This is a genomic window from Burkholderia sp. Bp9099, assembly GCF_003857805.1.
Classification (GTDB): domain Bacteria; phylum Pseudomonadota; class Gammaproteobacteria; order Burkholderiales; family Burkholderiaceae; genus Burkholderia.
This window is the reverse complement of sequence record NZ_QTPU01000020.1, coordinates 37,865-62,365: the sequence shown is the minus strand read 5'-3', so window position 1 is coordinate 62,365 and position 24,501 is coordinate 37,865. Positions and strand designations below refer to the sequence as shown.

At 67.9% G+C, this 24,501-nt stretch carries 25 protein-coding genes; 14 read left to right on the top strand and 11 right to left on the bottom strand.

What is annotated here, in order from left to right:
• The first annotated feature begins 80 nt into the window (after nt 1–80).
• The 7 genes from DIE17_RS23260 to DIE17_RS23230 all read left to right on the top strand — a co-directional run bounded on the left by DIE17_RS23260 (nt 81) and on the right by DIE17_RS23230 (nt 6,022).
• The gene (locus DIE17_RS23260; RefSeq protein WP_124921328.1) at nt 81–851 is read left to right on the top strand and encodes an alpha/beta hydrolase; all 771 of its coding nucleotides are present in this window, start codon (nt 81–83) and stop codon (nt 849–851) included.
• A gap of 92 nt (nt 852–943) precedes the next feature.
• Nucleotides 944–1,750 (top strand): DinB family protein, encoded by an 807-nt coding sequence (locus DIE17_RS23255; protein WP_124921327.1) that lies wholly within the window; start codon nt 944–946, stop codon nt 1,748–1,750.
• Entirely contained in the window at nt 1,747–2,478 is a 732-nt protein-coding gene (locus DIE17_RS23250) for an alpha/beta fold hydrolase (RefSeq protein ID WP_124921326.1), read from the top strand. Before DIE17_RS23255 ends, DIE17_RS23250 begins: the two co-directional genes overlap by 4 nt.
• 146 nt (nt 2,479–2,624) lie before the next feature.
• Nucleotides 2,625–3,473: an alpha/beta hydrolase family protein gene (locus tag DIE17_RS23245; protein ID WP_185500329.1), complete on the top strand. Its 849-nt coding sequence runs from the start codon at nt 2,625–2,627 to the stop codon at nt 3,471–3,473.
• Nucleotides 3,474–3,617: 144 nt separating this feature from the next.
• On the top strand, nt 3,618–4,517 hold the full coding sequence (locus DIE17_RS23240) for a LysR family transcriptional regulator (RefSeq protein ID WP_124921325.1): 900 nt from the start codon (nt 3,618–3,620) through the stop codon (nt 4,515–4,517).
• 96 nt (nt 4,518–4,613) lie between these two features.
• Nucleotides 4,614–4,940: a carboxymuconolactone decarboxylase family protein gene (locus DIE17_RS23235; RefSeq protein WP_059466882.1), complete on the top strand. Its 327-nt coding sequence runs from the start codon at nt 4,614–4,616 to the stop codon at nt 4,938–4,940.
• A gap of 74 nt (nt 4,941–5,014) precedes the next feature.
• Entirely contained in the window at nt 5,015–6,022 is a 1,008-nt protein-coding gene (locus DIE17_RS23230) for an aldo/keto reductase (protein ID WP_124921324.1), read from the top strand.
• 227 nt (nt 6,023–6,249) lie between these two features.
• Here DIE17_RS23230 and DIE17_RS23225 read toward each other — a convergent pair whose 3' ends face one another.
• The gene (locus DIE17_RS23225; protein ID WP_124485119.1) at nt 6,250–6,480 is read right to left on the bottom strand and encodes a hypothetical protein; all 231 of its coding nucleotides are present in this window, start codon (nt 6,478–6,480) and stop codon (nt 6,250–6,252) included.
• A 286-nt stretch (nt 6,481–6,766) separates the two neighbouring features.
• A complete protein-coding gene (locus DIE17_RS23215; protein WP_124921323.1) occupies nt 6,767–7,672 on the bottom strand; it encodes a hypothetical protein in 906 nt (301 codons plus the stop codon).
• A gap of 78 nt (nt 7,673–7,750) precedes the next feature.
• Between DIE17_RS23215 and DIE17_RS23210 the strand changes: the two genes are divergently transcribed.
• Both DIE17_RS23210 and DIE17_RS23205 read left to right on the top strand, forming a co-directional pair.
• A complete protein-coding gene (locus DIE17_RS23210) occupies nt 7,751–8,089 on the top strand; it encodes a helix-turn-helix domain-containing protein (protein WP_124921372.1) in 339 nt (112 codons plus the stop codon).
• Nucleotides 8,090–8,710: 621 nt separating this feature from the next.
• Nucleotides 8,711–10,663, top strand: coding sequence for a Xaa-Pro dipeptidyl-peptidase (locus DIE17_RS23205; RefSeq protein ID WP_124921322.1), 1,953 nt, complete (start codon nt 8,711–8,713; stop codon nt 10,661–10,663).
• A 151-nt stretch (nt 10,664–10,814) separates the two neighbouring features.
• Here the strand turns inward: DIE17_RS23205 and DIE17_RS37525 are convergent, their stop codons facing one another.
• Together DIE17_RS37525 and DIE17_RS23200 are read right to left on the bottom strand one after the other, a co-directional pair.
• On the bottom strand, nt 10,815–10,955 hold the full coding sequence (locus tag DIE17_RS37525) for a hypothetical protein (protein WP_185735397.1): 141 nt from the start codon (nt 10,953–10,955) through the stop codon (nt 10,815–10,817).
• Between the two features lie 169 nt (nt 10,956–11,124).
• A complete protein-coding gene (locus DIE17_RS23200; protein ID WP_124921321.1) occupies nt 11,125–12,054 on the bottom strand; it encodes a 2-hydroxyacid dehydrogenase in 930 nt (309 codons plus the stop codon).
• 165 nt (nt 12,055–12,219) lie between these two features.
• Here DIE17_RS23200 and DIE17_RS23195 point away from each other — a divergent pair, with 165 nt between their 5' ends.
• The 5 genes from DIE17_RS23195 (at nt 12,220) to DIE17_RS23175 (ending at nt 16,924) form a co-directional block, all read left to right on the top strand.
• Nucleotides 12,220–13,143 (top strand): ABC transporter substrate-binding protein, encoded by a 924-nt coding sequence (locus tag DIE17_RS23195; protein ID WP_124921320.1) that lies wholly within the window; start codon nt 12,220–12,222, stop codon nt 13,141–13,143.
• A complete protein-coding gene (locus DIE17_RS23190; RefSeq protein WP_124921319.1) occupies nt 13,140–14,318 on the top strand; it encodes an ABC transporter permease in 1,179 nt (392 codons plus the stop codon). Before DIE17_RS23195 ends, DIE17_RS23190 begins: the two co-directional genes overlap by 4 nt.
• The gene (locus DIE17_RS23185) at nt 14,315–15,253 is read left to right on the top strand and encodes an ABC transporter ATP-binding protein (protein ID WP_124485112.1); all 939 of its coding nucleotides are present in this window, start codon (nt 14,315–14,317) and stop codon (nt 15,251–15,253) included. The genes DIE17_RS23190 and DIE17_RS23185 overlap by 4 nt, the downstream gene beginning before the upstream one ends.
• Nucleotides 15,250–16,023 (top strand): ABC transporter permease, encoded by a 774-nt coding sequence (locus DIE17_RS23180; protein ID WP_124921318.1) that lies wholly within the window; start codon nt 15,250–15,252, stop codon nt 16,021–16,023. The genes DIE17_RS23185 and DIE17_RS23180 overlap by 4 nt, the downstream gene beginning before the upstream one ends.
• Nucleotides 16,024–16,255: 232 nt before the next feature.
• Entirely contained in the window at nt 16,256–16,924 is a 669-nt protein-coding gene (locus DIE17_RS23175) for a lytic transglycosylase domain-containing protein (RefSeq protein ID WP_124921317.1), read from the top strand.
• A 14-nt stretch (nt 16,925–16,938) separates the two neighbouring features.
• On the opposite strand, the gene DIE17_RS23170 is transcribed toward DIE17_RS23175, so the two are convergent.
• From DIE17_RS23170 to DIE17_RS23140, 7 genes are all read right to left on the bottom strand, one after another.
• Nucleotides 16,939–18,291, bottom strand: a complete 1,353-nt coding sequence (locus DIE17_RS23170; protein WP_124921371.1) for a HipA domain-containing protein — start codon at nt 18,289–18,291, stop codon at nt 16,939–16,941.
• Nucleotides 18,291–18,626 carry a helix-turn-helix domain-containing protein gene (locus DIE17_RS23165; protein WP_124666866.1) on the bottom strand — a complete coding sequence of 112 codons (336 nt, stop codon included), beginning with the start codon at nt 18,624–18,626 and terminating at the stop codon, nt 18,291–18,293. Before DIE17_RS23165 ends, DIE17_RS23170 begins: the two co-directional genes overlap by 1 nt.
• 240 nt (nt 18,627–18,866) lie before the next feature.
• Nucleotides 18,867–19,307 (bottom strand): dihydroneopterin aldolase, encoded by a 441-nt coding sequence (locus DIE17_RS23160; protein WP_006749884.1) that lies wholly within the window; start codon nt 19,305–19,307, stop codon nt 18,867–18,869.
• Entirely contained in the window at nt 19,304–19,933 is a 630-nt protein-coding gene (locus tag DIE17_RS23155; RefSeq protein WP_044844412.1) for a sarcosine oxidase subunit gamma, read from the bottom strand. Before DIE17_RS23155 ends, DIE17_RS23160 begins: the two co-directional genes overlap by 4 nt.
• Nucleotides 19,923–22,934: a sarcosine oxidase subunit alpha family protein gene (locus DIE17_RS23150; protein WP_044844413.1), complete on the bottom strand. Its 3,012-nt coding sequence runs from the start codon at nt 22,932–22,934 to the stop codon at nt 19,923–19,925. Before DIE17_RS23150 ends, DIE17_RS23155 begins: the two co-directional genes overlap by 11 nt.
• The gene (locus DIE17_RS23145; protein WP_124485108.1) at nt 22,931–23,230 is read right to left on the bottom strand and encodes a sarcosine oxidase subunit delta; all 300 of its coding nucleotides are present in this window, start codon (nt 23,228–23,230) and stop codon (nt 22,931–22,933) included. Before DIE17_RS23145 ends, DIE17_RS23150 begins: the two co-directional genes overlap by 4 nt.
• 26 nt (nt 23,231–23,256) lie before the next feature.
• Nucleotides 23,257–24,501, bottom strand: coding sequence for a sarcosine oxidase subunit beta family protein (locus DIE17_RS23140; RefSeq protein WP_034180813.1), 1,245 nt, complete (start codon nt 24,499–24,501; stop codon nt 23,257–23,259).

Genomic DNA, 24,501 nt, shown 5'->3' with positions numbered 1-24,501 from the left:
GTAGGATGACTTCATCGACGGAACAAGACGCCTGTCGATATCCGACGGTTCCTACCCTGTCTTCCTTCTGGAGAATGAAAATGAAGCGCTTTTCCCAAGTCCGCCAGATCGCCGCGGCACTCGCCCTGACCGCCGCCGCACTCGGCTCGCATGCGGCCGTCGCGGCCCCCGTCAAGAACGTCGTGCTGGTTCATGGCTACTTCGCCGACGGCTCTGGCTGGCAAGCCGTCTCGAACATCCTGACACGTGACGGCTACAAGGTTTCCGTCGTGCAGCAGCCGGAAACGTCGTTCGACGACGACGTGAAGGCAACCCGGCGCGTCGTCGACGCGCAGGACGGCCCGAGCATCCTCGTCGGCCATAGCTACGGCGGCGCGGTGATCACCGAAGCCGGCAACGACGACAAGGTCACGGGTCTCGTCTACGTCGCAGCATTCCAGCCCGACACCGGCGAAAGCCCGCTCGAACTGACCAGGAAGACGCCGCCCGCGACAAAGGCGATCAAGGCCACCGAAGACGGCCATCTGTATTTCGACGAAGCGTCGTTCCATGCCGACTTCGCGGCCGACGTGCCGGCCGCCCAAGCGAAATTCATGGCGATCTCGCAAGTCACGCCGGCCGCGCAGTCGTTCGGCGTGCCGATCACGCACGCCGCATGGCGGACGAAGCCGAGCTGGGCGGTGGTCGCCACCGCGGACCGCGCGATCAACCCCGAGCTCGAACGCTTCATGACGCAACGCGCCGGCAGCAAGACGATCGAACTCAAGTCGAGCCATGTCGCCTACATCTCGCACCCCGCTGAAGTCGCGAAGCTGATCGAACAGGCAGCCCGGGGCACCGGCAAGGAGTAATGCAGCGCGTTGCCCGAAGCGCGCCGGTTGACGCTGTCGGTCCAGTAACGTATCGTTTTGACACGTTACTGGACCGACAAACGCTTTCCATCATGCATTCCCGTTTCGACCGTTTTCGCGCGACGCCGCTCGGCACGCAACTCGAAGCGCTGATCGCGCGGCCTGAGCGCTATGTCGAATTCGCGGCGCTGTCGCGTGTCGGCGTCGCCGCGATCGGCGCGATCCAGCACGAAATCGCGCACAAATTCCCCGAAATCGAAGCCGATACGACGGCCCGGCAGTTCTGCGGCGCGATGGTCGCCGACGTGATGCGCCGCCACGGGCATGACGTCGTGCAGGCGCGCGGCCGGATCGGCGGCGCGCTGTTCAGCTACGGCGCGGTATTCAGCGCATTTCCGCGGGTGCTGCCGTTCGCCGACGTCGTCGCCGGGCTGGCCGCGATGCCTGAGCGGATCGCCGCGTATGCCGCGCACTTTCCCGTCATGCTCATCACGCGCCGCCCGGCCGGCACGGGCTTCTCGCTCGTCGAGCACGCATGCCACCTGCGCGACCTCGACGCGGTGTTCGCCGAACGCATCGAAGTCGTGCGCGCGCACGAATTGCCGGTGATCGCCTCCGTCGACGGGACGGCACTCGCCGCGCAGCGCGACTACCTGGCGCAGCCGCTCGACGACGCGCTTGCCACGTTCCACGCCGGGCGCGCCGCGCTGTGCGCGACGGCCGCCGCGCTGCAACCGTCGGAACTGGCGCGCTGCGGGCTGCGCGACGGCATCCGCCGGATGTCGCTCGACGAACTCGTGCGCGAGCTGCTCGACCACGATCGCACCCACGTGCTCGAACTCGACGAACTGCTCGCCGAACTCGAATTGCCGCCCCTTCCGTCGTCGACCGCCCAATGAGCCAGCCCGCCCCGCCCGTCGTCTTCGTCCACGGTTTCATCGGCACGTTCGACGTGCCCGCATGGCCCGGCCCGCATCTCGCCCCCGACCTGCTCGGCTACGGCGTCCATCGCGACACGCCGTTCGACGCGATCACGCTCGCCGCGCAGGTCGAGCATCTGCGGCAGGCTGTCGACACGCACTACGGCGCGCAGCCGGTCGATCTCGTCGGTCACTCGGTCGGCGGCGCGATCGCGATGCTGTTCGCCCATGCCCACCCGGCGCGCGTGCGCCGGATCGTCAACGTCGAAGGCAACTTCACGCTCGACGACGCATTCTGGTCGGCGTCGGTTGGCCGCATGTCGCCCGCGCAAGCCGACGCGATGCTCGACGGCCTGCGCAGCGATCCATCCGGCTGGCTGCGCGGCGCGATCGACGAACCGTCGCCGCGCCAGCTCGACGACGCGCGCCGCTGGCTCGCGCATCAGCCGGCGTCGACGCTGCGCGCGATGGGACGCTCGGTGGTCGCGACGACGGGCGAACCCGGCTATCTGCAGCTGCTGGCCGAAGTTTTCGAGCGCCATCCGGTGTGGCTCGTCGCCGGCGACCGCTCGCGCGCGGGCTGGCACGTGCCGGACTGGGCGCTCGCGCGCTGCGCCGGCTTCGAGACGATCGCCGGCTGCGGGCACCTGATACCGGCCGAGCGGCCCGCCGCGTTCCGGGAGGCGCTGGCGCGCTGCCTCGGCTGACGCGCGCGGCCGCCGGACTGCGCGCCGGCCACCTGACAACTCGTAGGATTCGCCGAAATTTGGCTGAAAGGCACGGTTGCTAGAGTCGCCAAACAGGGTTTTCCCGATGCCCGACTGCCGAACGGAAACGACACATGCGAGGCTCCATGAACCTGATACGCACGTTCTGGCTACTGCTGCTGCTCGCCGTCGCGGGCCCGGCCCTCGCCTTTCAGACGCGGGTCGTCGCGATCCCGAGCGCGGCGATGAACGAGACGCTGAAGGCGACCGTCGTGCTGCCGGACGACTATGCGCGCCTGCGCCACGGGCCTGAACGCGCCGTCGAGCGCTTTCCGGTCGTCTACCTGCTGCACGGCTCCGGCGGCGACCACACCGACTGGACCGCGAACACGCGGATCGCCGCGCTGGCCGATCGCCATCACGTGATCCTGGTGATGCCCGACGGCGGACACGAAAGCTGGTACATCGACAGCCCGTTCGACTCGGGCAGCCGCTACGAAACCTTCGTCGGCGACGAAGTCGTGTCGTATGTCGACATGCACTTCAGAACCATCGCGACCAAGGGCGCACGTGCGATCACCGGGCTCAGCATGGGCGGCTTCGGCGCGCTGCGCATCGCGCTCGACCGGCCCGACACGTTCGGCGCGGTCGGCAGCATCAGCGGCGCGGTCGATCCGCGCTGCTGCGAGGACGAGCCCGGCATCGACCACGTGTTCGGCGATCCCGTCCGCCATCCGTCGTTCTGGAACCGCAACGCGATCGTCGAAAGCGCGCGCGCGTTCGTCCGTGCGCATCTCGACCTGACGATCGACTGCGGCCGCGACGACTCGTTCGTCAGCTCGAACCGCACGCTGCATCAACGACTCGTCGCACTCGGCGTGCCGCACGACTATGCGGAGCGTCCGGGCGGTCACACGTGGGACTACTGGGCGCACGCGATCCGCTACCAGATGCAGTTCTTCGCGACGTCGTTCCAGCACGGCGGCTACGCGTAGGATCCGCCCACCCGTGTCGCGCGCCATCCGGCCGGCGTGACGCGGGCAGCCTGACGCGCATCGCGCTGCCGCGCCCGTGGGTCGTCGCAGCGCGCGACGGACCCGATGGTAGGATGCGCAGGCATCGACCACCCGACTTCCTCCATGCCGCGCGACAACTTTGCGGACCTGCTCGCCTTCATCGCCGTCGCGCGCGAGCGCAGCTTCACGCGCGCGGCCGCCCGGCTCGGCGTGTCGCAATCCGCACTCAGCCACACGATCCGCTCGCTCGAGACGCGTCTCGGTGTGCGGCTGCTCACGCGCACGACGCGCAGCGTGGCGCCGACAGAAGCCGGCGAGCGCCTGCTGCTCAACCTCGCGCCGCGCTTCGACGAAATCGAGGCCGAACTGTCGGCGCTCGCGGAACTGCGCGACAAACCGGCCGGCACCGTGCGCATCAACGCGACCGACTACGTGATCCGCACGCTGCTGTGGCCGAAGCTGTCGCCGATCCTGCGCGACTACCGCGACCTCAAGGTCGAGTTCGTAACCGACTACGGGCTGTCCGACATCGTCGCGGAACGCTTCGACATCGGCGTGCGGCTGGGAGACCAGGTCGCGAAGGACATGATCGCGGTGCGCATCTCGCCCGACCTGAAAATGGCGATCGTCGGCGCGCCCGCGTATTTCGCGCAACGCGAGCACCCCGCGACGCCGCAGGATCTCGTCGCGCACGACTGCATCAACCTGCGACTGCCGACGCACGGCGCGCTGTACGCGTGGGAACTCGCGCGCGGCGACGACACGCTGCAGGTGCGCGTCGACGGCCAGGTCACGTTCAACGGCACCTATGAAATGCTCGACGCGGCGCTCGCAGGCTACGGCCTTGCGTACGTGCCTGCCGAACTCGCCGCGCCGCACGTCGGTTCCGGCAGGCTCGTCAGCGTGCTCGACGACTGGTGTCCCACCTTTCCCGGCCACCACCTGTACTACGCGAGCCGGCGGCAGTCGTCGCGGGCTTTCGCGCTGATCATCGACGCGCTGCGCCATCCCGGCCATTCATGAACCGGTTCGATAAGTGCATGCGCATTCCTGGGGATTATCGATAGGCGCGTCGGTGGCTACCATCGTCGATGTCTTCCACGTCCTTCGGAGCCCTCGATGTCCGAACCGACTTCCGCCGCGCGCCAGGCCTTCGGCGCAATCGCGCCGGCTCTCGCCGACTACACCGACAACGTGCTGTTCGGCGACGTGTGGCAGCGCCCCGGCCTGTCGCCGCGCGATCGCAGCCTGATCACGGTCGCGAGCCTCGTCGCGCTGTATCGCGTGAACGAACTGCCGTTCCATCTGAAGAAGGCGCTCGACAACGGCATCACGCGCGACGAGCTGATCGAGGCGATCACGCATCTCGCGTTCTATTCGGGCTGGCCGACCGCCAGTTCGGCGCTACCGATCGCGAAGCGCGTGTTCGACGAAGCAGGCGTGTGAGCGCCACATCCGGACCGCACGCTCATTCAACCGACTTCAATCGACGCGGGCGCTCGCCCGCATGGAGCTTCACCATGGATTACCGCTATCTCGGGCGCAGCGCGCTGGAAGTGTCGCCGCTGTGTCTCGGCGCGATGATGTTCGGCGGCGAGACCGACGAAGCGACGTCGACGCGCATCATCGACAAGGCGTTCGACCAGGGCATCAACTTCATCGACACGGCCGACGTCTATCACGCCGGACGCTCGGAACAAATCGTCGGCCGTGCGATCGCGCGGCATCGCGACAGCTGGGTCGTCGCGACGAAGTTCGGCTTTCCGGCCGGTCCGGACGCGGGGCCGAACCGTCAGGGCCAGTCGCGCAAATGGATCTACGAATCGGTCGACGCGAGCCTGAAGCGGCTCGGCACCGATTACATCGACATCCTCTATTTCCACCGCGCGCTGACCGATGCGCCGCTCGAAGAAGGGATGCGCGCGGTGGCAGACCTGATCCGGCAAGGCAAGGTGCGCTACGTCGGGCTGTCGAACTTCAAGGGCTGGCGCATCGCCGAGATCGTGCGCCTCGCCGACCAGCTCGGCATCGATCGCCCGGTGGCGAGCGAACCGTTGTACAACCTCGTCGATCGCACGGCCGAGGTCGAACAGTTGCCGGCGGCCGCGCATTACGGCATCGGCGTCGTGCCGTACAGCCCGCTCGCGCGCGGCGTGCTGACCGGCAAATACACGCCCGGCGCGCAGCCGCCCGCCGATTCGCGCGCGGGCCGTGGCGACCGGCGCATCCAGCAGACGGAATGGCGGCTCGAGTCGCTGCACATCGCGCGGCAGGTGGCCGAGCACGCGGCCGCGCGCGGCACGACGTCGGTCGCGTTCGCGCTCGCCTGGGTGATGAAGAACCGGATCGTCAGCTCGACGATCGCCGGGCCGCGCACCGAAGCGCACTGGGACAGCTACATCGATGCGTTGACGCTCGAACTCGGCCCCGACGACGAACGCTTCGTCGATTCGCTGGTGCCGCCCGGACATGCGTCGACACACGGGTACACGGATCCCGGTTATCCGGTCGAAGGGCGGAAGGTTTGATGTTCGTCTGCTGAAACCGGGTGCGCGCCGCCCGACTGCACGATGCGACGGGCGTAATGGCCGGTTGGCGGAGGATGAGCGACTGACATGCCGGACGTTGTCGTCCGGCATGCTGGTACGTCGGCACGCCGACGAACGTCGCATGACGCGGCGAAACGATCAGAACGAAAAACGGCAGACAACCGCGGCCGAAGCAAAAGCAGAGGCCGCGAATTCAGTTCAGTTGTTCAGTTGCCGCGCGCGGCGTCGGCGCCCACCACGCGATCGAAGAATTCCTGCGCGCGCGCCAGTTCGTCGAGCGCGCGATCGAGGCGCGACATCGCAAGTGCATAGTCGGCCGACGAGATGTCGTCGTCGCTTTCGCCGCGCACGGCGCGAAACGCCTGGTCGACGTTGCGCGTCGCCTCGACGAAGCGTTGCGCGGCCCGGGCTTCCCGCGAACAGGTGTGGGTCGACATCGACACTTCTCCCTCAGGGTTGCTGTGTGAAGCAAGCCGACGCCCAGTGTGCGTGGTGCGCATGTCGGCGGCGTGAACGACGGCAAGCAGCCTGTCGATGCACGGCCACCGCGCGGCACGCTTCGTGGCGATTGTCGCTCCGCACCCGCCGATCCGCTACGGCGAGATTGCAACAAATTCTTGCGCGCGCCGAGATGGCGGCCACGCGCATGCGCGTCGTTGCACGCGCATTCATCTGCCCTGCCTGGCGTCACGCGTCACGCGCCGCGCACCGGCGGCGCGAACGTCATGCGCGCCCGATGCGCGGATGCGCGAGACCGCCGAACGCGGCCGCTTCGCCGGGCGACAGATCGAACAGATCGCCGGTGAGCTCGCCCGGATGCTCGGCCGCGGGCCGGCTGCGCAGCCGCGCGCCATGCGTGGGCGCGACGTAGGCAGCCGCCGTTTCGATCGGCGGCACGTCGAACAGGTCGCGCGTGACGCCGCGCACGGCATCCGTCGGCGAACGGCCGCGCAAGCGCGCGACCAGTTCGACGAAGCGGTCGAAATCGCCGGCGCGCGTCGCCTTGTTCACTTCGGCGAGATCGCGCGCCTTCAGCACGCACGGCTGTGCGAGCCGCACGAAATACGGTGCCTCGAGTTCGACCGACAGCGCGAGCGGATAGCTCTTGCCGGTTTGTTCCCTCGCGCGCCCGATGCAGTCGACCACGGCCGCGCCCTGCGCGACGCCGAGCGGCTTGCCCGTGCTCACGCTGCGCAGGTGATCGGGGCACACGCGCAGTTGCGTGCCGACCGTCAGCGCGGTGGACGATGCGCAGACGAGCGCGTAGTGCTGTTCGCGACGCCGGCCCGACGGCAGCGTCGCGCGGCTTGCAATGAACGTGTGCGGCGGCAGCGGCCGCACCTGGCCGCTGGCGTCGACCCAGGCGTTCCACAGCAGCGCGTCCTCGCGCTTGCGCTCGCCGGGCCGCGGACGCGACGCAACCGGCGAGAACAGCGCGAGCAGCGAGCCGGTGCGATGCGCGGCGACTTGGGCGCTGCTGCCGAGTGGCTGGTTGATGCCCCACAGAAAACGCCCGCCTCCGAGCCGGCGCTCCCATTCCTTGCGGAGCACGACGGTCGGCAGTTCCTCGCCGGACTCGGTACCGATCTTCGTCCAGCAGAACGTGGGAGGGAGGTGTTTCAGTGTCATCAACTTTCTCGGGATACAGCCTCGCTGGTGACAGCAAGCCCATTCAACAACCGTAACTGTATAGGTATAATGCATCGCATGGAAGCCCCGGATCACGATTTTCCTGTACAAGACCTGTTACGCCGTCTGATGGCAGACACGCGCTCGTCCAGCGAAATCGCGCGACTTTCCGGGGTCAGCCAGCCGACCGTGTCGCGGCTGCGGCTGTCGAACGGGCATCGGCTGCGGCGCAGCGCGCCATTCAACAAGCTATGCAGTTTCTACGGCGTCGATACCGGACAGGCGCGCCGCCGCTACAACGACCTGCTGCGCGACGCGATCGTCGACGCGTGGGACGGCTCCGACGAGCACGGGCGCGCACTGCTGGTCGTGATTCAAGGGTTGAAGGATCTGCAGGCGAAGGCGGATGACGGGTGACGGCGCGCGCGGGCGTTGATCAATGGAAGGAAGACCGGGAGCATCCGGCGATGCGGGCGGTGGCGAATGCGATTCGTCACCGCCCGTTTTGCTTGGGGCGACAGGACGCGAAGCAACGGCAAGCGCGTCGCCGCACATGCGCGAGGTCATCGCACTATGCGCGCCGCATCGGCATGTGCATCGAAACTTTTTTACCTGAGGTTAAAAAAGTTTGACACGCCGTTTTCGCTGAGATAACTTTTGCGCAAGCTTCCGGAAAGCAAACGCGAACCGGCAAGCCATCACGATGCGCGGCGCGGCCGAAACCGCCGATCCGTTTCATTCCGTCGCCGCACGCGCGTCGCGTCGTGTTTTTTCGCAGCGCAGCACCGCAGCTCGCAACATCCCCGTCTCATCGAATGATGTCGTTCCGTTTCATCTGGAAGGACGCGTGGCATGCGCGCATTTGATTCGTAGTCCTGCATGACTGCAATGCACTGCCGCCGCTTTCCGGCCGGGATCGCGCCCGGCGTTGTCCCGATGGTGCAGTTTCCTCTTCGTCGCATGCAGTAATCGGCCCGGCCCGCAGGGGGCGTATCGCGGAACGGTCGTATCCACACAATCAAAAGAACGAGGTCGGCAATGCAATTTCATATCAGAGGATCGCGCAGCGCATGGCTACCCGCGCTCGTTGCGGCCGCGACGCTCGCCGCGTGCGGCGGTGACGACGGCGGCAGCGTGGCAGGCGTCTCCGCGCTCGCGCAAAATCAACAGGACGAGGCCGCTGCATCGGCGGCCGGCGCTCAATCGCTCGCAGCGCGCGTGTCGCCGTCCGGCGTCCCGTACGCGAACCCGGCGAGCGGCGGACGCTACAAACCGGTGATCAGCAACGGCCAGGTACAGCCGTCGCTGTCCGGCGGCACGATCGAGGAAAACGCGTGGATCGACACGCCGGTCGACTCCGACGGCGACGGCACGCGCGACCGCATTCACGTGCGCATCGTGCGTCCGTCCGAAACCGCCAGCGGCGCGCGCACGCCGGTCATCGTGCTCGCGAGCCCGTACTACGCGGGGCTTGCCGACAGCCCGAACCACGATGTCGACGTCGAGCTCGACGGCTCGCCGCATCCCGTTGCGACGGCCGTCGCCCCCGGCGGCGCGTCCACGCGGATCATGGCCGCCGCGCCGCAAGTGCGGATGCTGCAGCAGCTCGAAGCGGCCGCCGCCGGCCGTTCATGGATCGAGGGCTACTTCATTCCGCGCGGCTTCACGATCGTCTATGCGGACTCGCTCGGCACCGCCGGCTCCGACGGCTGCCCGACGATCCTCACGCGCGACGAATCCGTCGCGATGGCGTCGGTGATCCGCTGGCTCGGCCGCGATGCGACCGCGAAGGATGCGAGCGGCAAGGCAGTCGTCGCGAGCTGGTCGACGGGCCACGTCGGCATGTACGGCGTGTCGTACGACGGCACGCTGCCGAAGATGGTCGCGAGCCTGCGCACGCGCGGGCTCGATGCGATCGTGCCGATCGCCGGGTTGTCGAACATGTACGGCTACTATCGCTCGGGCGGCCTCGTGCGCGCGCCGGAGGGCTATCAGGGTGAGGACGTCGACGTCTACATCAAGGCGCTGCTGACGAATGCGCATCCGGAGCGCTGCACGCATCTGATCGACGAAGCGCTGCAGCAGGAAGACCGCAAGACGGGCGACTATGCGCCGTTCTGGGCCGCGCGCGACATCCCGACCGAGCACGCCGTCGCGCCTGCACTCGTCGCGCAAGGGTTGACCGACGACAACGTGCGCGTCGACCAGTCGACATCGTGGTATCTCGCGATGCGGCGCCAGGGCGTGCCGACGCAGCTGTGGCTGCATCGCCTGAAGCACACCGACCCGACCCGCGTGCCGGCGATGGCCGATGCGTGGACCGCCGAGGTGAACCGCTGGTTCACGCGCTACCTGATCGGCGTCGACAACGGCGTCGAACGCGATCCGCGCGCGGTGGTCGCGCAGGCCGACGGCACGCTGCTGAAGGAAACCGACTGGGCCGCGCGGCGCGCCACGCCGGTCGCGTATTTCGCGGGCGGCGACGGCACGGGCACCGGCACGCTGTCGCGGCTGCCGAGCGGCGGCCCGCTCGCGCGCTTCACCGACGATGCGTCGATTCCCGCGCTCACGCTGGCGAACGCGCCGACCGGCGAGCATCGCAGCCGCTTCGAGACGACTCCGTTCACGACCGCGACGCGCCTGTCCGGCTCCGCGACCGCCCGCGTGCGGCTGACCTTCACCGGCGTCGCGAACGTGACGGCGCTGCTGGTCGACCGCGCGCCGGACGGCACGGCGACGATCGTCTCGCGGGCATGGACCGATCCGCGCAACCGCGTGTCGGACTGGATCTCGGCGCCGGTGCTGCCGGGCATGCCGTATGACCTGAAGCTGACGTTCATGCCGCGCGACTACACGCTCGAAGCGGGTCACAGGCTCGGCCTCGTCGTGCTGTCGAGCGACAACGAGGCGACGCTGCGACCGGCACCGGGCACGGGGCTCGCGCTCGACCCGGCAGGAACGTCGGTGACGGTGCCGCTGGTGTCGTCCTGACCCGGAGCGCGCAAAACGGGCGCGGTGGCCCAAAGGATGCGCGTGCGATCGTGAACGATCGCACGCGCCCGAATCCACACGAAACGCACCCTGGGCGCCACGCGGCGATGCTGCACCGTTGGGTGGCGCCGTTCTTCATCGGCAACGCGGCTCAGCCCGCCGCAACACGCCTGGGCACGACATCCGGCCACACGTTCGCGCGCTCGACGAGCTGATCGTCGCCGGCATGTTCGCGCGGGTGGCGGCTGATCGCGCCGCGGCTCGGCACGAAGGGTACGGCAGCGATAGTCATCGATCGTCTCCATGAACGGCACACGTCCGGCAGCAGCCAGACGGCATGGAATGCGATGTCATTGCAGCGGGATCGACGTTCCGGCGCCGAATGGCCGGCCATGATGCGAATTTTTCCGATTTTCGCGTGCGGGTTGCGGATACATGCCCGCGCGCCGCACGGACCACACTCACAGCGGCGTCAGCACCGGCTCCCCGGCGAAATGTCGCGCCGCATTGTCGAGAAACTGCTGGACCGAGCGATCGAGCGCCTCCGGCGACCAGCCGCCCATGTGCGGCGTCAGCACGATATTGTCGAGCGCCGTCAGCGCGCGCGGCGGCTCCGGCTCGCCTTCGTAGACGTCGAGCCCCGCGCCCGCGATGCGCCGTTCGCGCAGCGCATCCGCCAAAGCGGCGGTATCGACAACGCTGCCGCGCGACACGTTGACGAGAAACCCGCCGGGGCCGAGCGCATCGAGCACCGCGCGGTCGATGAGGTGACGCGTGCCCGCGCCGCCCGGCGTCGCGACGATCAGGAAATCGGCCCATTGCGCGAGCGCCTCGACACGCTCGAAATAGCGATACGGAACATCCTTCCCGGAACGGTTGTGATAACCGATCTCGATGTCGAAGCCGGCCGCGCGCCGCGCGCACTTCTCGCCGATCTTGCCGAGCCCGACGATACCGAGCTTCTTGCCCGACACGTTCGGCGGCATCGGCAGCGCGTCGCGCCATACGCCCGCGCGGGTCTTCGCATCGAGTTGCACGACGTTGCGCACCGCCGCCAGCAGCAGCGCGAACGCATGATCGGCAACGCAATCGTCGTTGGTGCCCGCGCCCGTCACCACGGTGATGCCGCGCGCCTTCGCATGCGCGACGTCGATGTGCTCGTAGCCGGCGCCGAGCGCGCTGACGAACGTGAGCTGCGGCAGACGATCGATTTCGGCGGCTGTCAGGCCCGTGCTGCCGTTGGTCAACACCGCGCGAATCGTGCGGCCGTGTTCGGCGATCGCGCGCTCGCGTTCCTCGGCGGTCGGTGCATGGTGGACGTCGTACGACGCGGCGATCTGGCGGTGCGCGTCGTCGCGCAGCGCGATAAGGACCAGTAGCTCGGGTTTCATGTCAGCAAGTGTCCGCAGGCGGGAATGCGCTCCAGTGTAACAACGGCGTGCGACGCATGCGGGTTACCCCCACGCGTGCTGTGGACGTGCCGCCGTACGCGGTTTGCCAAAGCCGACTCAGTCAAGTAACTTTCGGCGTACGTCCCCGTTCTGGAGAAGGCCCCGATGAAGCTCGCCCTGCCCGCCCGCATCCTGGGCCTCGCGTTCGCCGCCGCAGTCGTCGCACCCGGCGCGCACGCCGACACGCCCGTCGTGGTGTCATCGAAAATCGACACCGAAGGCAACCTGCTCGGCAACGTCATCGCACAGGTGCTGAAGGCCCACGGCATCCCCGTCACCGAAAAGATCGCGCTCGGCACGACCCCGATCGTGCGCAAGGCGCTCACGAGCGGCGAGATCGACATCTACCCCGAATACACGGGCAACGCGGCGTTCTTCTTCAACAAGGCCGACGATTCCCTGTGGAAGAACGCGAGCCAGGGCTACGACACCGCGAAGAAGCTCGACTACGCGGCGAACCATCTCGTCTGGCTGACGCCGGCGCCCGCGAACAACACGTGGGGCGTCGCCGTGCTCGCGCCGGTCGCGCAAGCGCAGCACCTGAAGACCTTCTCCGACTTCGGCAAGTGGATCGCGGGCGGCGGCAAGCTGAAGCTCGCGGCATCGGCCGAGTTCGTGAACAGCGCATCCGCGCTGCCGTCGTTCGAAAAGGCATACGGCTTCAAGCTGAAACCCGATCAGCTCGTCGTGCTGTCGGGCGGCGACACGGCCGCGACGATCAAGGCCGCCGCGAACCAGACCGACGGCGTGAACGCGGCGATGGTGTACGGCACCGATGGCGGCATCTCGTCGAGCGGCCTCGTCGTGCTCGACGACGACAAGCACGTGCAGCCCGTCTATGCGCCGACGCCGGTGATTCGCGAAGCCGTGCTGAACGCGCATCCGCAAATCGCCGACTTCCTGAAACCCGTGTTCGCGAGCCTCGACCTGAAGACGCTGCAGGCGCTGAACGCGCGCATCCAGATCAACGGCGAACCGGCGGCCGGCGTGGCCAAAAGCTACCTGAAGTCGAAAGGCTTCGTTAAGTGACGGGTCGCGCGGTGGCGTCCGCGCGGCGCATCACGCTCGACAAGGTCGGTATCCTGATCGGTGTCCTGACGATCGTGGCGGTGTTCGGCATGCCGTTCATGGTGCTGCGGCCGAACCGCATCGCGGCCGGCACGGGGCTGTCGGTATTCGCCGCGCTGCCCGCCGTTCAGGGTGCCGCGCTCGCCGCGCTGTGGCTCGTCGGCGCGTTGTGGGCGATGACGGCGAGCCGTCCCGCATGGCGGCTCGCGGCCGGCTGCACGTGGCTCGCGACGCTGGCCTACGCGGTCGGTGCGGCCGCGACGCACGCCGTCGCCGCCGACGACGCGCTCGCACGCGTGTCGCCCGCGGCGGGCGTGTGGCTGCTGCTGTTCGCGTGGGCCGTGCTCGTCGCCGACGCGCTCGCGCGGCTCGCCTTCGGCCCGTGGCGACGCCTCGTCGCGCTCGCCGTCGCCATGGCAGCGATATCGCTGCCGCTCGCGAGCGGCTGGTGGGACGGCCTGTCCGTGATGCGCGAATACGCGGTGCGCAACGACGACTTCTGGCGCGAGGCGATCCGGCACGTCGCGCTCGCGGGCGGCTCGGTCGCGGCCGCGCTCGTCGCGGGCCTGCCGCTCGGCATCGCGTGCGCGCGGGTCGCGCCGGTGCGCACCGTCGTGATGCCGGTGCTCAATATCGTGCAGACGATCCCGAGCATCGCGATGTACGGGCTGATGATGGCGCCGCTCGGCCTGCTCGCCGCGCACGTGCCGCTCGCGGCCGCGCTCGGCATCCGCGGGATCGGCGTCGCGCCGGCGGTGCTCGCGCTGTTTCTCTACTCGCTGCTGCCGATCGCGTCGAGCGTCGTGGTCGGGCTCGAGCAGGTGCCGCCTCACGTGACCGAAGCAGCACGCGCGATGGGCATGACGCGCGCGCAGCGGCTGCTGCGCGTCGATCTCGTGCTCGCGTTGCCGGTGATCCTGAGCGGCGTGCGCATCGTGCTGGTGCAGAACATCGGCCTGACCGCGGTCGCCGCGCTGATCGGCGGCGGCGGGTTCGGCATCTTCATCTTCCAGGGAATCGGGCAATCGGCCGCCGATCTCGTGCTGCTCGGCGCGATCCCGACGATCGCGCTCGCGCTGGCGGCCGCCGTCGTGTTCGAAGCCGCGACCACGCTCGCGAAGGGACGTACCGCATGATCGAAATCGAACGCATCGGCAAACGCTTCGGCGACGTCGTCGCCGTCGACGACGTATCGATGACGATGAAGCAAGGCACGATCACCGCGCTCGTCGGCGCATCGGGCAGCGGCAAGTCGACGCTGCTGCGGATGATCAACCGGCTGATCGCGCCGACCGGCGGCACGATCCGCATCGACGGCGTCGACACCGCGAGCGTGCCGCCCGAGCAGCTGCGGCGTCGCATCGGCTACGTGATCCAGGGGCACGGCCTGTTCCCGCACTGGAGCGTCGCGCGCAATATCGCGACCGTGCCGCGGCTGCTCGGCTGGCCGGCCGAGCGCATCGACGCGCGCGTGCGCGAACTGCTCGACCTGTTTCATCTCGCGCCGTCCGAATTCGCGGACAAGCTGCCGCACGAACTGTCGGGCGGCCAGCAGCAGCGCGTCGGCGTCGCGCGCGCGCTCGCGGCCGAGCCCGCGATGCTGCTGATGGACGAGCCGTTCGGCGCCCTCGATCCGATCATCCGCAACAAGGCGCAGGACGATCTGTACGCACTGCAGCGCCGCCTCGGCATCACGGTCGTGATCGTCACGCACGATATCGAGGAAGCGCTGAAGCTCGGCGACACGATCGCGGTGATGGACGGCGGCCGGCTGCTGCAGGTCGCGTCGCCGGCCGAGATTCTCGGCAAGCCGGCAGCGGGTGTCGTCGAACAGCTCGTCGCCGGCGTCGACCGGCCGCTGCGCCTGCTCGCGCTGACGCCGATCGACGCGGTGGCCGAGCCCGGTCACGCCGACGGCGAACCGATCGCCGCGACACGCACGCTGCGCGACGCGGTGTCCGAACTGCTGTGGCGCGGAGCGGACGCATTGCCGGTCGAAGGCGGTAACGGGCACGCCGCGCGCCGCATCACGCTCGACGCGATCCGCGCGCACGCGAGGAAGCCCGCATGACGACGCGGCCCGCGCGTTCGCTTTCGCCCCGGCCGCGGCGGCTGCCCGCGCATGTCGCGCGCGCGGTCGCGCTCGCGCTGCTGCTCGTGCTGCTGTTGCGCCCCGCGTGGCTGCAGGGCGTGTTCGCGCCGTTCGCGGACAACGGCGCGCCGGTCATCTACGATCGCGCGAGCCTGCTCGATCTCACGCTCGCGCATCTCGGCACCGTCGCGCTGTCGAGCCTGCTCGGCACGCTGATCGCGGTCGCGGCCGGGATCGCGGTCACGCGGCCGTCCGGCGCGGATTTCCTGCCGGTCGCGCGCAGCGTCGTCGACATCGGCCAGACCTTTCCGCCCGTCGCGGTGCTCGCGCTCGCGGTACCGGCCGTCGGCTTCGGGTTGAAACCCGTGCTGATCGCGCTCGTGCTGTACGGGCTCCTGCCGGTTTTCGAGAGCACGATCGCGGGGCTCGAGGACGTGCCGCGCGACGTCGTCGACGCCGCGCGCGGGATGGGGATGAGCGGCTGGCAGCAGCTGGTGTCGGTCGAGCTGCCGCTCGCGTTTCCGGTGATCGTGAACGGCATCCGGCTCGCGGTCGTGATCAATCTCGGCACCGCGACGATCGGCTCGACGGTTGCCGCGCGCGGGCTCGGCGACGTGATCATCGCGGGCCTGCAGACGTCGAATACTGCGTTCGTGCTGCAGGGCGGCGTGATCGTCGGGCTGCTCGCGGTGCTGGTCAGCGATGCAATCGGGGCGATCGCGCGGGCGGCGGGCGCGCGGCGGGCGTAGCACGGGGCAGGCGGAATACGCACCCGCAGTCGCTGCGTCGCGGGCGAAAAAGGGGGCGCGAAAAAACCGGATGCGCTTCATCCGGACTCCGATGCGTGTTCGTGCAACGATCCCGCCTGCGCGCCGCGCGCATCGATACAAGCCTACATCGTGCTTTCATTCGAGCCTGCGCTCGAACGCGCACGACGATTGGCCGATATACTATGCGCCTCTCATTTCCCCGCACTCCACCATGCGACGACGGTTTCTCTGGCTGATCGTGCTTTCGCTCGGCATTGCGCAACAGGCCTCCGCGCAGCAGGCGCCAACGCTGCCTGCCTCTGCGCCCGAAGCGGCCGCATCCGCGCCGGCCGAGGCCTCCGCCCCGCTCGCGAACGATCAGCCGAACGAAGCAAACCGCCGCATCACCTCCTACCTGACGAAGAAATTCGGCGTCGCGAAAGAGCGCGCCGCGAAGCTCGCCGACATCGTGAGCGTCACTGCGACGAAATATTCGCTGCCTCCGGCACTCGTTTACGCGATTATCTCGATCGAATCGCGCTTTCAGGAAAAAGCACGCGGCCAGCATGGCGCGACCGGGCTGATGCAGGTCGTGCCGGCAGCACACCGCGGCATGCTGCGCGACGTGAAGGACCTCACCGAGCCGAATGCGAACGTCGAAGCGGGCTCCAAAATCCTGTCGGGCTATGTGCGGGCGGCCGGCGGCAACGTGCAAGCCGGGCTGAGGAGTTATGGCGGCTCCAACGCGTATGCGGCGAAGGTGATGCAGCGGGTCGACACGTTCCGCTTCGTGCTCGAACCGGAAGACGGCGCGAAAGGCTCGAACGACACGAGCCCGCGCATGGTGCCGGTCAGCGATCCGTCGCCCGCGGCGCCCGCCGCGAGCCGCAACGCAAAGTAAGCGCACCGCGCGCGTCAGAGCAGCTCGACGTTGACCTTGGGCACCATGGGCGCAATCCGCAGCACGCGCTCGGCCTGAGCTCGCACGTACTCCGAAATACGCTGTACCCATGCACGCTCGTCGCCTGCATACACGCCGGATTCCGCCAGTTCGGGAGCCAGCTTCCCGGCCAGCTTCGCCATACGCGTCATTTCACGCGCAACGAGCGCCGGCCGGATCCGCGCACGATGCGCGAAGTCTGCGAGCGCGAAAGCCGTGAGCTCCTCGGTGCGAAACACATCGCCGTACGCCATCGCCATGTCCTGCACATAGGCGTCGCCGTAGACATTCACGCACACCAGGTCGTAAAGCGGCGCCGAATCGAGCCCGCCGCTGCTGACGAAAAACGAAATGTTCTTGCCGTGCGCGTCGCTGTTGCCGATCAGCAGTTGCAACAACGCCCAGCGCAACATGGCCGAACGCGCGGCGGCGGGCGTCTCGAGAAACGGCGTCAGCGAAAACAGCTTTTCGAAGCTCACGCCTTCGCGGATATTGCGTACGTCCGCGTTGTTGCCGAGATTGCGTTCGTATTTGAGTGTCGCCGGCAAGTCGAGGGCCTGGCATCCATCGATGACATGAAGTCGCCGCACCGCGCTCACGCGCTGCGGATCCTCCGGATCGGTCGTCACGACCCGGTCGAATCGTTCGATCAGCAGAATCGGTTCGGGGATGCGCCGAATCTCGACACGCGCGACCGGCAAGCCCATGCGGGCCGCCAGCGTCATGCAGAAATGCTCGTTGGCCACCATGAACGGCGCCTGCGGGCTGCGCGACTCGGGCTTCAGAATATGCGAGCTGCTGAGCGACCCGTCGACAAGCGCATACCGCTCGCCCTCGACGAGCACCTGCAGCTTGTCCTGATGGCCGGCGATCGACAGGCGTACCTGATCGTCCCAGACGGGAAACGGAATCGCATCGCGCTTGCGGATCCGATCGGTCAGTTCCTCCGCGGAGATCGGTCGGCGCACGGGTTCGAGGGTCTCAGGCGCCCGCGCGGGCGAACCGTCGTCCGGAACGAAGCTCAACGCACCGACGGGCTCCTTGCCGAGCATTCGAATCAGGCCGAAAACGTTGTCCTTCGACATCTGATACATCGAGGCGGCCACGTCGAGTGCGCGGCCCTCGGGCAGCAGGTTGCCCACGAAGCGCTGGATCGCACCCGACGGCGGGATCCCCCCGTCGAGCGGAATGCACGGCGACAGCGCAAACGCATCGCCGCGTGCCAGCCACGCCGGATCGTAGGAAAAGCCGTAGTCGTCGCGGCGGGCATCGTAAGTCAACTGCCCGACCGGCGAGCCATCGGCCGAAATGCGCAGACGATGGATCATCACGGGCCCTCGGGCAAACCAGACGAGCCTGGCGGAGCGGCGCGCACCGTCGAGGTGTCACGCAATGCGTTGCGCGCCGCCGGGACGTCGCGTTTCGGCACGACGAGCAAATTGAGGCCGAAGCCGTCCAGTACCTTGAACAGCTTGTCGAGACTCACCGCGCGGCCGTTTTCGAGCCGCGACAGCACGTCCTTGGAGACGCCGAGCATGTCGGCCGCATCGTCGATCCGCATCTGGTTCTGCGCGCGCCGGTTGCGCACGAGCGCGCCCAGGGCGGCAAGGTCCGGTGCGAACGGGTCGGGTGCTGCGATGGGTTGCGGTAAGGTGCGGGCCATAATTCCGAAATTTCAGGAACAAAGCGCCGTCACAGTCAGCTGACGGCATAGTTACGTAAATATCGGAATTATAGTGGTTCAACGGCCGAACGGCCAATTGTTCCGGTATTTCAGGAATAAAATTGAGGACGGCACATGACCGTCGATTGTTCGCATATTTCAGGAATTATAAATGGAAACGGCGACGCCTCCGCGCCGCCGTCTCGTGCTGACCGAATCCCGCCGACCAGCCCTACCCGCTCAAAGCTGCCCCGCCGCCCCCGTCCACCGCAGGTAATCCCCGCGCGTCCAGTCGAGCGACACGCCCACGCGCTTCGTCCCCGGCCGGATCTTCGGCTTGTACATCGACAGCGTCAGCGACTCCAGCGCGGGCCATTCGCGGAACGACAGCACCGCGAGATCGGCGACGAGCGTCTCCAGCAGCCGCGTATGCGGCTTGTGCGACAGGAACGACGCGACGCGCGCGCAGTAGCCGTCGTAGTCGATCCACTCGCCCTGCTCGCTCGGCTCGCAGCGATACCCGAGCCGCGCATCGATCACGATCGGCTGCGGCGCCTCGTGCTCGTGCGCGTGAATGCCGATCCGCGCGGGCACCTTCAGTTCGTCGACGAACACGCTCCAGCCACGCCCGCGCAGGCGCGGCGCGTCGATCGCCACGAACGGTTCGTCGAACGGCTTCATGATGCGAGCGGCGCCGCGGCGTCGAGCATGATTCGCACGAAATAGTCGGCGAAGCTGCGGCGCAGGACGATCTCGAACGTATCGTCGCCGGTCGGGATCAGCGTGATCGGCGACTTGAAGTAGTGCGACTGCGCGCACTGGCCCGGCTTGAGCACGCGCGGATGCAGGTCGAGCGGGCAGCCGCGCGCGATCACGTCGCGCACGCGTTCGCCGCTGACCTCGACGACCGTGTAGCCGCTGCCGACGTCGACGGCCGCCGCATACGAACCCTGCACGGCCTCCGCGAGTTGCGCCTCGAGCACGCCCGCCTGCACGGGCCCGTTCGAGCGCACGAGCCACTCGTCGGGACCGAGCCACAGCACGTCGTACTCGGCGCCGCGCGCCACCGTGTTCGGCACCGCCGGCGGCCGGCAGCCGACCACGCGCTCGAACGCGCTGACGAATGCCGGGTCGCTCAGCTCGCCGCGCACGTTCACGAGATCGAGGAACGGCCGCTCGCGCAACGTGAACTTCTTCGATGCGCGTGCCTGGTGCAGCTTCAGCACATCGGCCGCGCCGACGAACGGCGATTCAAGCGTCACGCCCGCGCCCGCCACCGGCGTCTGGTTTCTCGTTTCATTCCACATGCTGGCGCACCCCTTCGGTATCGTAGAAAACCGGGCTCGAGATCTTCGCGGTGATGCGCTTGCCGTTGGCCAGCGGAATCACGACGCTCTCGCCCATCTTGTTCAGGCCGCCCTTCACCACCGCCAGCGCAATCGAGCGCTTCAGGATCGGGCTGTAATAACTCGACGTCACGTGGCCGATCATCGGCGTCGGATCGACCGCCGACACCTGCGTGTCCTTCGCGATGATCTGCGCGCCTTCCGGCAGCACGAACTGTTCGTCCTCGGTCAGCAGGCCGACGAACTGCTTGCGGCCTTCCTTCGACGTATCGGAGCGCGACAGCGAACGCTTGCCGAGGAAGTCCTTCGACTTCGCGACGAGCCCGCCCATCCCGAGGTCGTACGGCGTGATCGAGCCGTCGGTGTCCTGGCCGACGATGATGTAGCCCTTCTCCGCGCGCAGCACGTGCATCGTTTCCGTGCCGTACGGCGTGATGTCGAACTCGGCACCCGCTGCCATCAGCGCTTCCCACACCGCGCGGCCCGCGTTGGCCGGCACGTTCACTTCATAGGCGAGCTCGCCGGAGAAGCTGATCCGCATCACGCGCGCCTTCGCGCCCGCGACGGTACCGTTCCGGTAGCTCATGAACGGGAACGCGTCGTTGCCGAAGTCGATGTCCTGGCATACCTTCTGCACGACCTTGCGGCTCTTCGGGCCGACCACCGCGAACGTCGCCCAGTGATCGGTGACGGACGCGAGCCGCACCTTCATGTCGGGCCATTCGGTCTGCAGCCAGCGCTCGAGCCACGTGAGCACGCGCGCCGCGCCGCCGGTGGTCGTCGTCATCATGAAATGCTGGTCGGCGAGGCGCACCGTCACGCCGTCGTCGAACACCATCCCGTTTTCGTCGAGCATCAGCCCGTAGCGGCACTTGCCGATCTCGAGCTTGTTCCACGGGTTCGTGTACATCCAGTTCAGCAGCTTCACCGCGTCCGGACCCTGGATGTCGATCTTGCCGAGCGTCGACGCGTCGAGGATGCCGACGCCGTTGCGCACCGCGAGGCATTCGCGCTTCACGGCCGCATGCAGGTCCTCGCCCTTCTTCGGGAAGTACCACGGCCGCTTCCAGTTTCCGACGTCCTCGAACATCGCGCCGTGCTCGACGTGCCATTCGTGCACGGCCGTCTTGCGGATCGGGTCGAGGAAGTCGCCCGTCTCGCGGCCCGCGAACGTACCGAACGACACGGGCGTGTAGTTCGGGCGGAACGTCGTCGTGCCCGTTTCCGGAATCGTCTTGCCGAGCGCCTGCGCGAGGATCGCCATCCCGTTGATGTTGCCGAGCTTGCCCTGGTCGGTGCCGAAGCCCATCGCGGTGTAGCGCTTCACGTGCTCGACCGACTCGAAGCCTTCACGCGCGGCCAGCAGGATGTCGGCGGCCGCCACGTCGTTCTGGAAGTCGACGAACTGCTTCGGCCCGCGTGCGGCGGCCTCGCGGCTGCCGACGAGCCACAACGGCTGCAGCGCACCTTCGACGGTTTCCGCGACCTGCGGCGCGACGGGGCGCTGCGCGGCCGTGAAGCCGGCGGCCTTCGCCGCTTCGGCGCCCGCGTCGACCGCGAGCCGCAGCGCACGGGCGAGACCGAACTCGCCGGCGGCCGCACCGACGCTCGCTTCGGCCTGCACGGGCTTGCCCGGCAGGAAGCACGCCTTCTCGTCGCTCCAGCACGCCTTGCCGCCCGACTGCGCGAACAGGTGCAGCACCGGGCTGAAGCCGCCCGACATCGCGACGAGGTCGCACGGCAGCGACTGCAGCTTGCCGCCGGTCTGGCCGTTCGAGTAGGACGCGACGTCGACCGACGATACGCGCCACTTGCCCGAAGCGGCCGTCACGACCGCACCGCTCATCACCGTCACGCCCTGCCGCTTCGCGGCCGCGGGCAGCGCGCCGTTCGACGACGCACGCGAATCGACGACCGTCACCTTCGCACCGCATGCCTTCAGGTCGAGCGCGGTCTGGTACGCACGGTCGTTGTTCGTGAACACGACCACGTTGCGGCCCGGCAGCACGCCGTAGCGATGCACGTAGGTGGACACCGCGCCGGCGAGCATCACGCCCGGCAGGTCGTTGTTGCCGAACACGATCGGACGCTCGTGCGCGCCGGTCGCGAGGATCACGCGCTTCGCGCGGACCTTCCACAGCAGCTCGCGCGTGCCCTTGCGCATCGACACCGGCTGGTGATCGGTCAGGCGCTGCGTGACCGTCACGAGGTTGTGGTCCTGGTAGCCGAACGCCGTGCTGCGCGACAGGATCGTCACGTCGGGCAGCTTGCGCAGCTCGGCCTCGATCTTCTCGACCCATTGCAGCGCGGGCTTCGCGTCGATTTCCGCGCGGCACGACAGCAGGCTGCCGCCGAGTTCGCGCTGGTCGTCGACGAGGATCACGCGTGCGCCGGCGATCGCTGCCGCATGCGCGGCGGCGAGGCCCGACGGGCCACCGCCGACCACGAGCACGTCGCAGTGCGCGTAGCATTTGTCGTAGCGATCGGCGTCGAGCACTTCGGGCGCCTTGCCGAGGCCGGCGGCCTCGCGGATCTTCTCTTCGTACTTCGGCCACATGTTGCGCGGCCACATGAAGGTCTTGTAGTAGAAGCCGGCCGGCATGAAGCGCGAGAACTTCTGGTTGATCGCGTACTTGTCGTTCTCGAGCGACGGCTCGGCGTTCACGCTCGTCGCGACGAGGCCCTGGTACAGCTCGATCTCGGTCGCGCGCGCGTTCGGCACCGTGTACGGGCCGGTTTCGAGCTGCACGACGGCATTCGGTTCCGCGACGTCCGCCGTCACGATCCCGCGCGGACGGTGGTACTTGAAGCTGCGCGCGACGAAGTGCACGCCGTTCGCGAGCAGCGCGGACGCGAGCGTGTCGCCCTGGAAGCCCTGGTACGTGCGGCCGTTGAACGTGAACGTCAACGGAATCGCGCGATTGATGCGGCCACCGGTGCCGAGGCGGTCTTTCTGGCTCATTTGCTCGTGCCCTCTTCGTGTGCGTTGCCGGCAGCTGCGCCACCGAACTTTTCGTAGCCCTTGATATCGTAGGTCACCGTGTCGCGCGTCACCTTGAACCAGCGGCGGCAGCCCTGCGTGTGCAGCCATTGCTCCTTGTGCAGGCCGCGCTTGTTCTCGCGCATGAACACGTATTCGCCCCATTCGCGGTCGGTCATGGTCTCGTTCGCGACCGGGCGCACGATGTCGGCTTCACCGCCGCACGTGAACTCGGATTCGGCGCGCGGCCCGCACCACGGACATTCGATCAGCAACATGTTTCTTTCTCCAATGGTCGTCGGGTTTAGTGCGCAACGGCGGCAGCGCCGTGTTCGTCGATCAGGTGGCCCGTGTAGAAGCGGTCGAGCGCGAACGGGGCGTTCAGCGGGTGCGGTTCGTCGCGGGCGATCGTGTGCGCGAACACCCAGCCCGAGCCCGGCGTCGCCTTGAAGCCGCCGGTACCCCAGCCGCAGTTGAAATAGAGGCCCTTCACGTCGGTCTTGGTGATGATCGGGCAGGCGTCCGGCGACACGTCGACGATGCCGCCCCACTGGCGGTTCATCCGCACGCGCGAGAACACCGGGAACATCTCGATGATCGCCTGCAGCGTGCTTTCGATGATGTGGAAGCTGCCGCGCTGGCCGAAGCCCGTGTACTGGTCGATACCCGCGCCGATCACGAGGTCGCCCTTGTCGGACTGGCTGATGTACGCGTGCACCGCGTTCGACATGATCACCGAGTTCACCACCGGCTTGATCGGCTCGGACACGAGCGCCTGCAGCGGGTGGCTTTCGATCGGCAGGCGCACGCCGGCCATGTCGGCGAGCGTCGTCGTGTTGCCGGCTGCGACCACCGCGACCTTCTTCGCCTTGATGAAGCCCTTCACCGTATCGACGCCGACCACCGCGCCGCCTTCGCGGCGAATGCCCGTCACCTGGCAGTTCTGGATGATGTCGACGCCGGCGCGGTCGGCGCCGCGCGCGAAGCCCCAGGCCACCGCGTCGTGACGCGCGACGCCCGCACGGCGCTGGATCGAGGCGCCGAGCACCGGGTAGCGGCTGTTCAGGTTGATCGTCGGCTCGATTTCCTTGATCTGCGCGGGCGTCAGGAATTCGGCGTCGACGCCGTTCAGGCGGTTCGCGTTCACGCGACGCTCGGTGTCACGCACGTCCTGCAGCGTGTGCGCGAGGTTCATCACGCCGCGCTGGCTGAACATCACGTTGTAGTTGAGGTCCTGCGACAGCCCTTCCCACAGCTTCATCGCCTTCTCGTACAGCGCGGCCGATTCGTCCCACAGGTAGTTCGAGCGCACGATCGTCGTGTTGCGCGCGGTGTTGCCGCCGCCGATCCAGCCCTTCTCGAGGATCGCGACGTTCGTGATGCCATGCTCCTTCGCGAGGTAGTACGCGGTCGCGAGGCCGTGGCCGCCGCCGCCGACGATCACGACGTCGTATTCCTTCTTCGGTTCCGGGCTCTTCCACTGCTTTTCCCAGTTCTCGTGATACGAGAGGCCGTTGCGGAACAGGCTGAATATCGAGTAGCGGCTCAT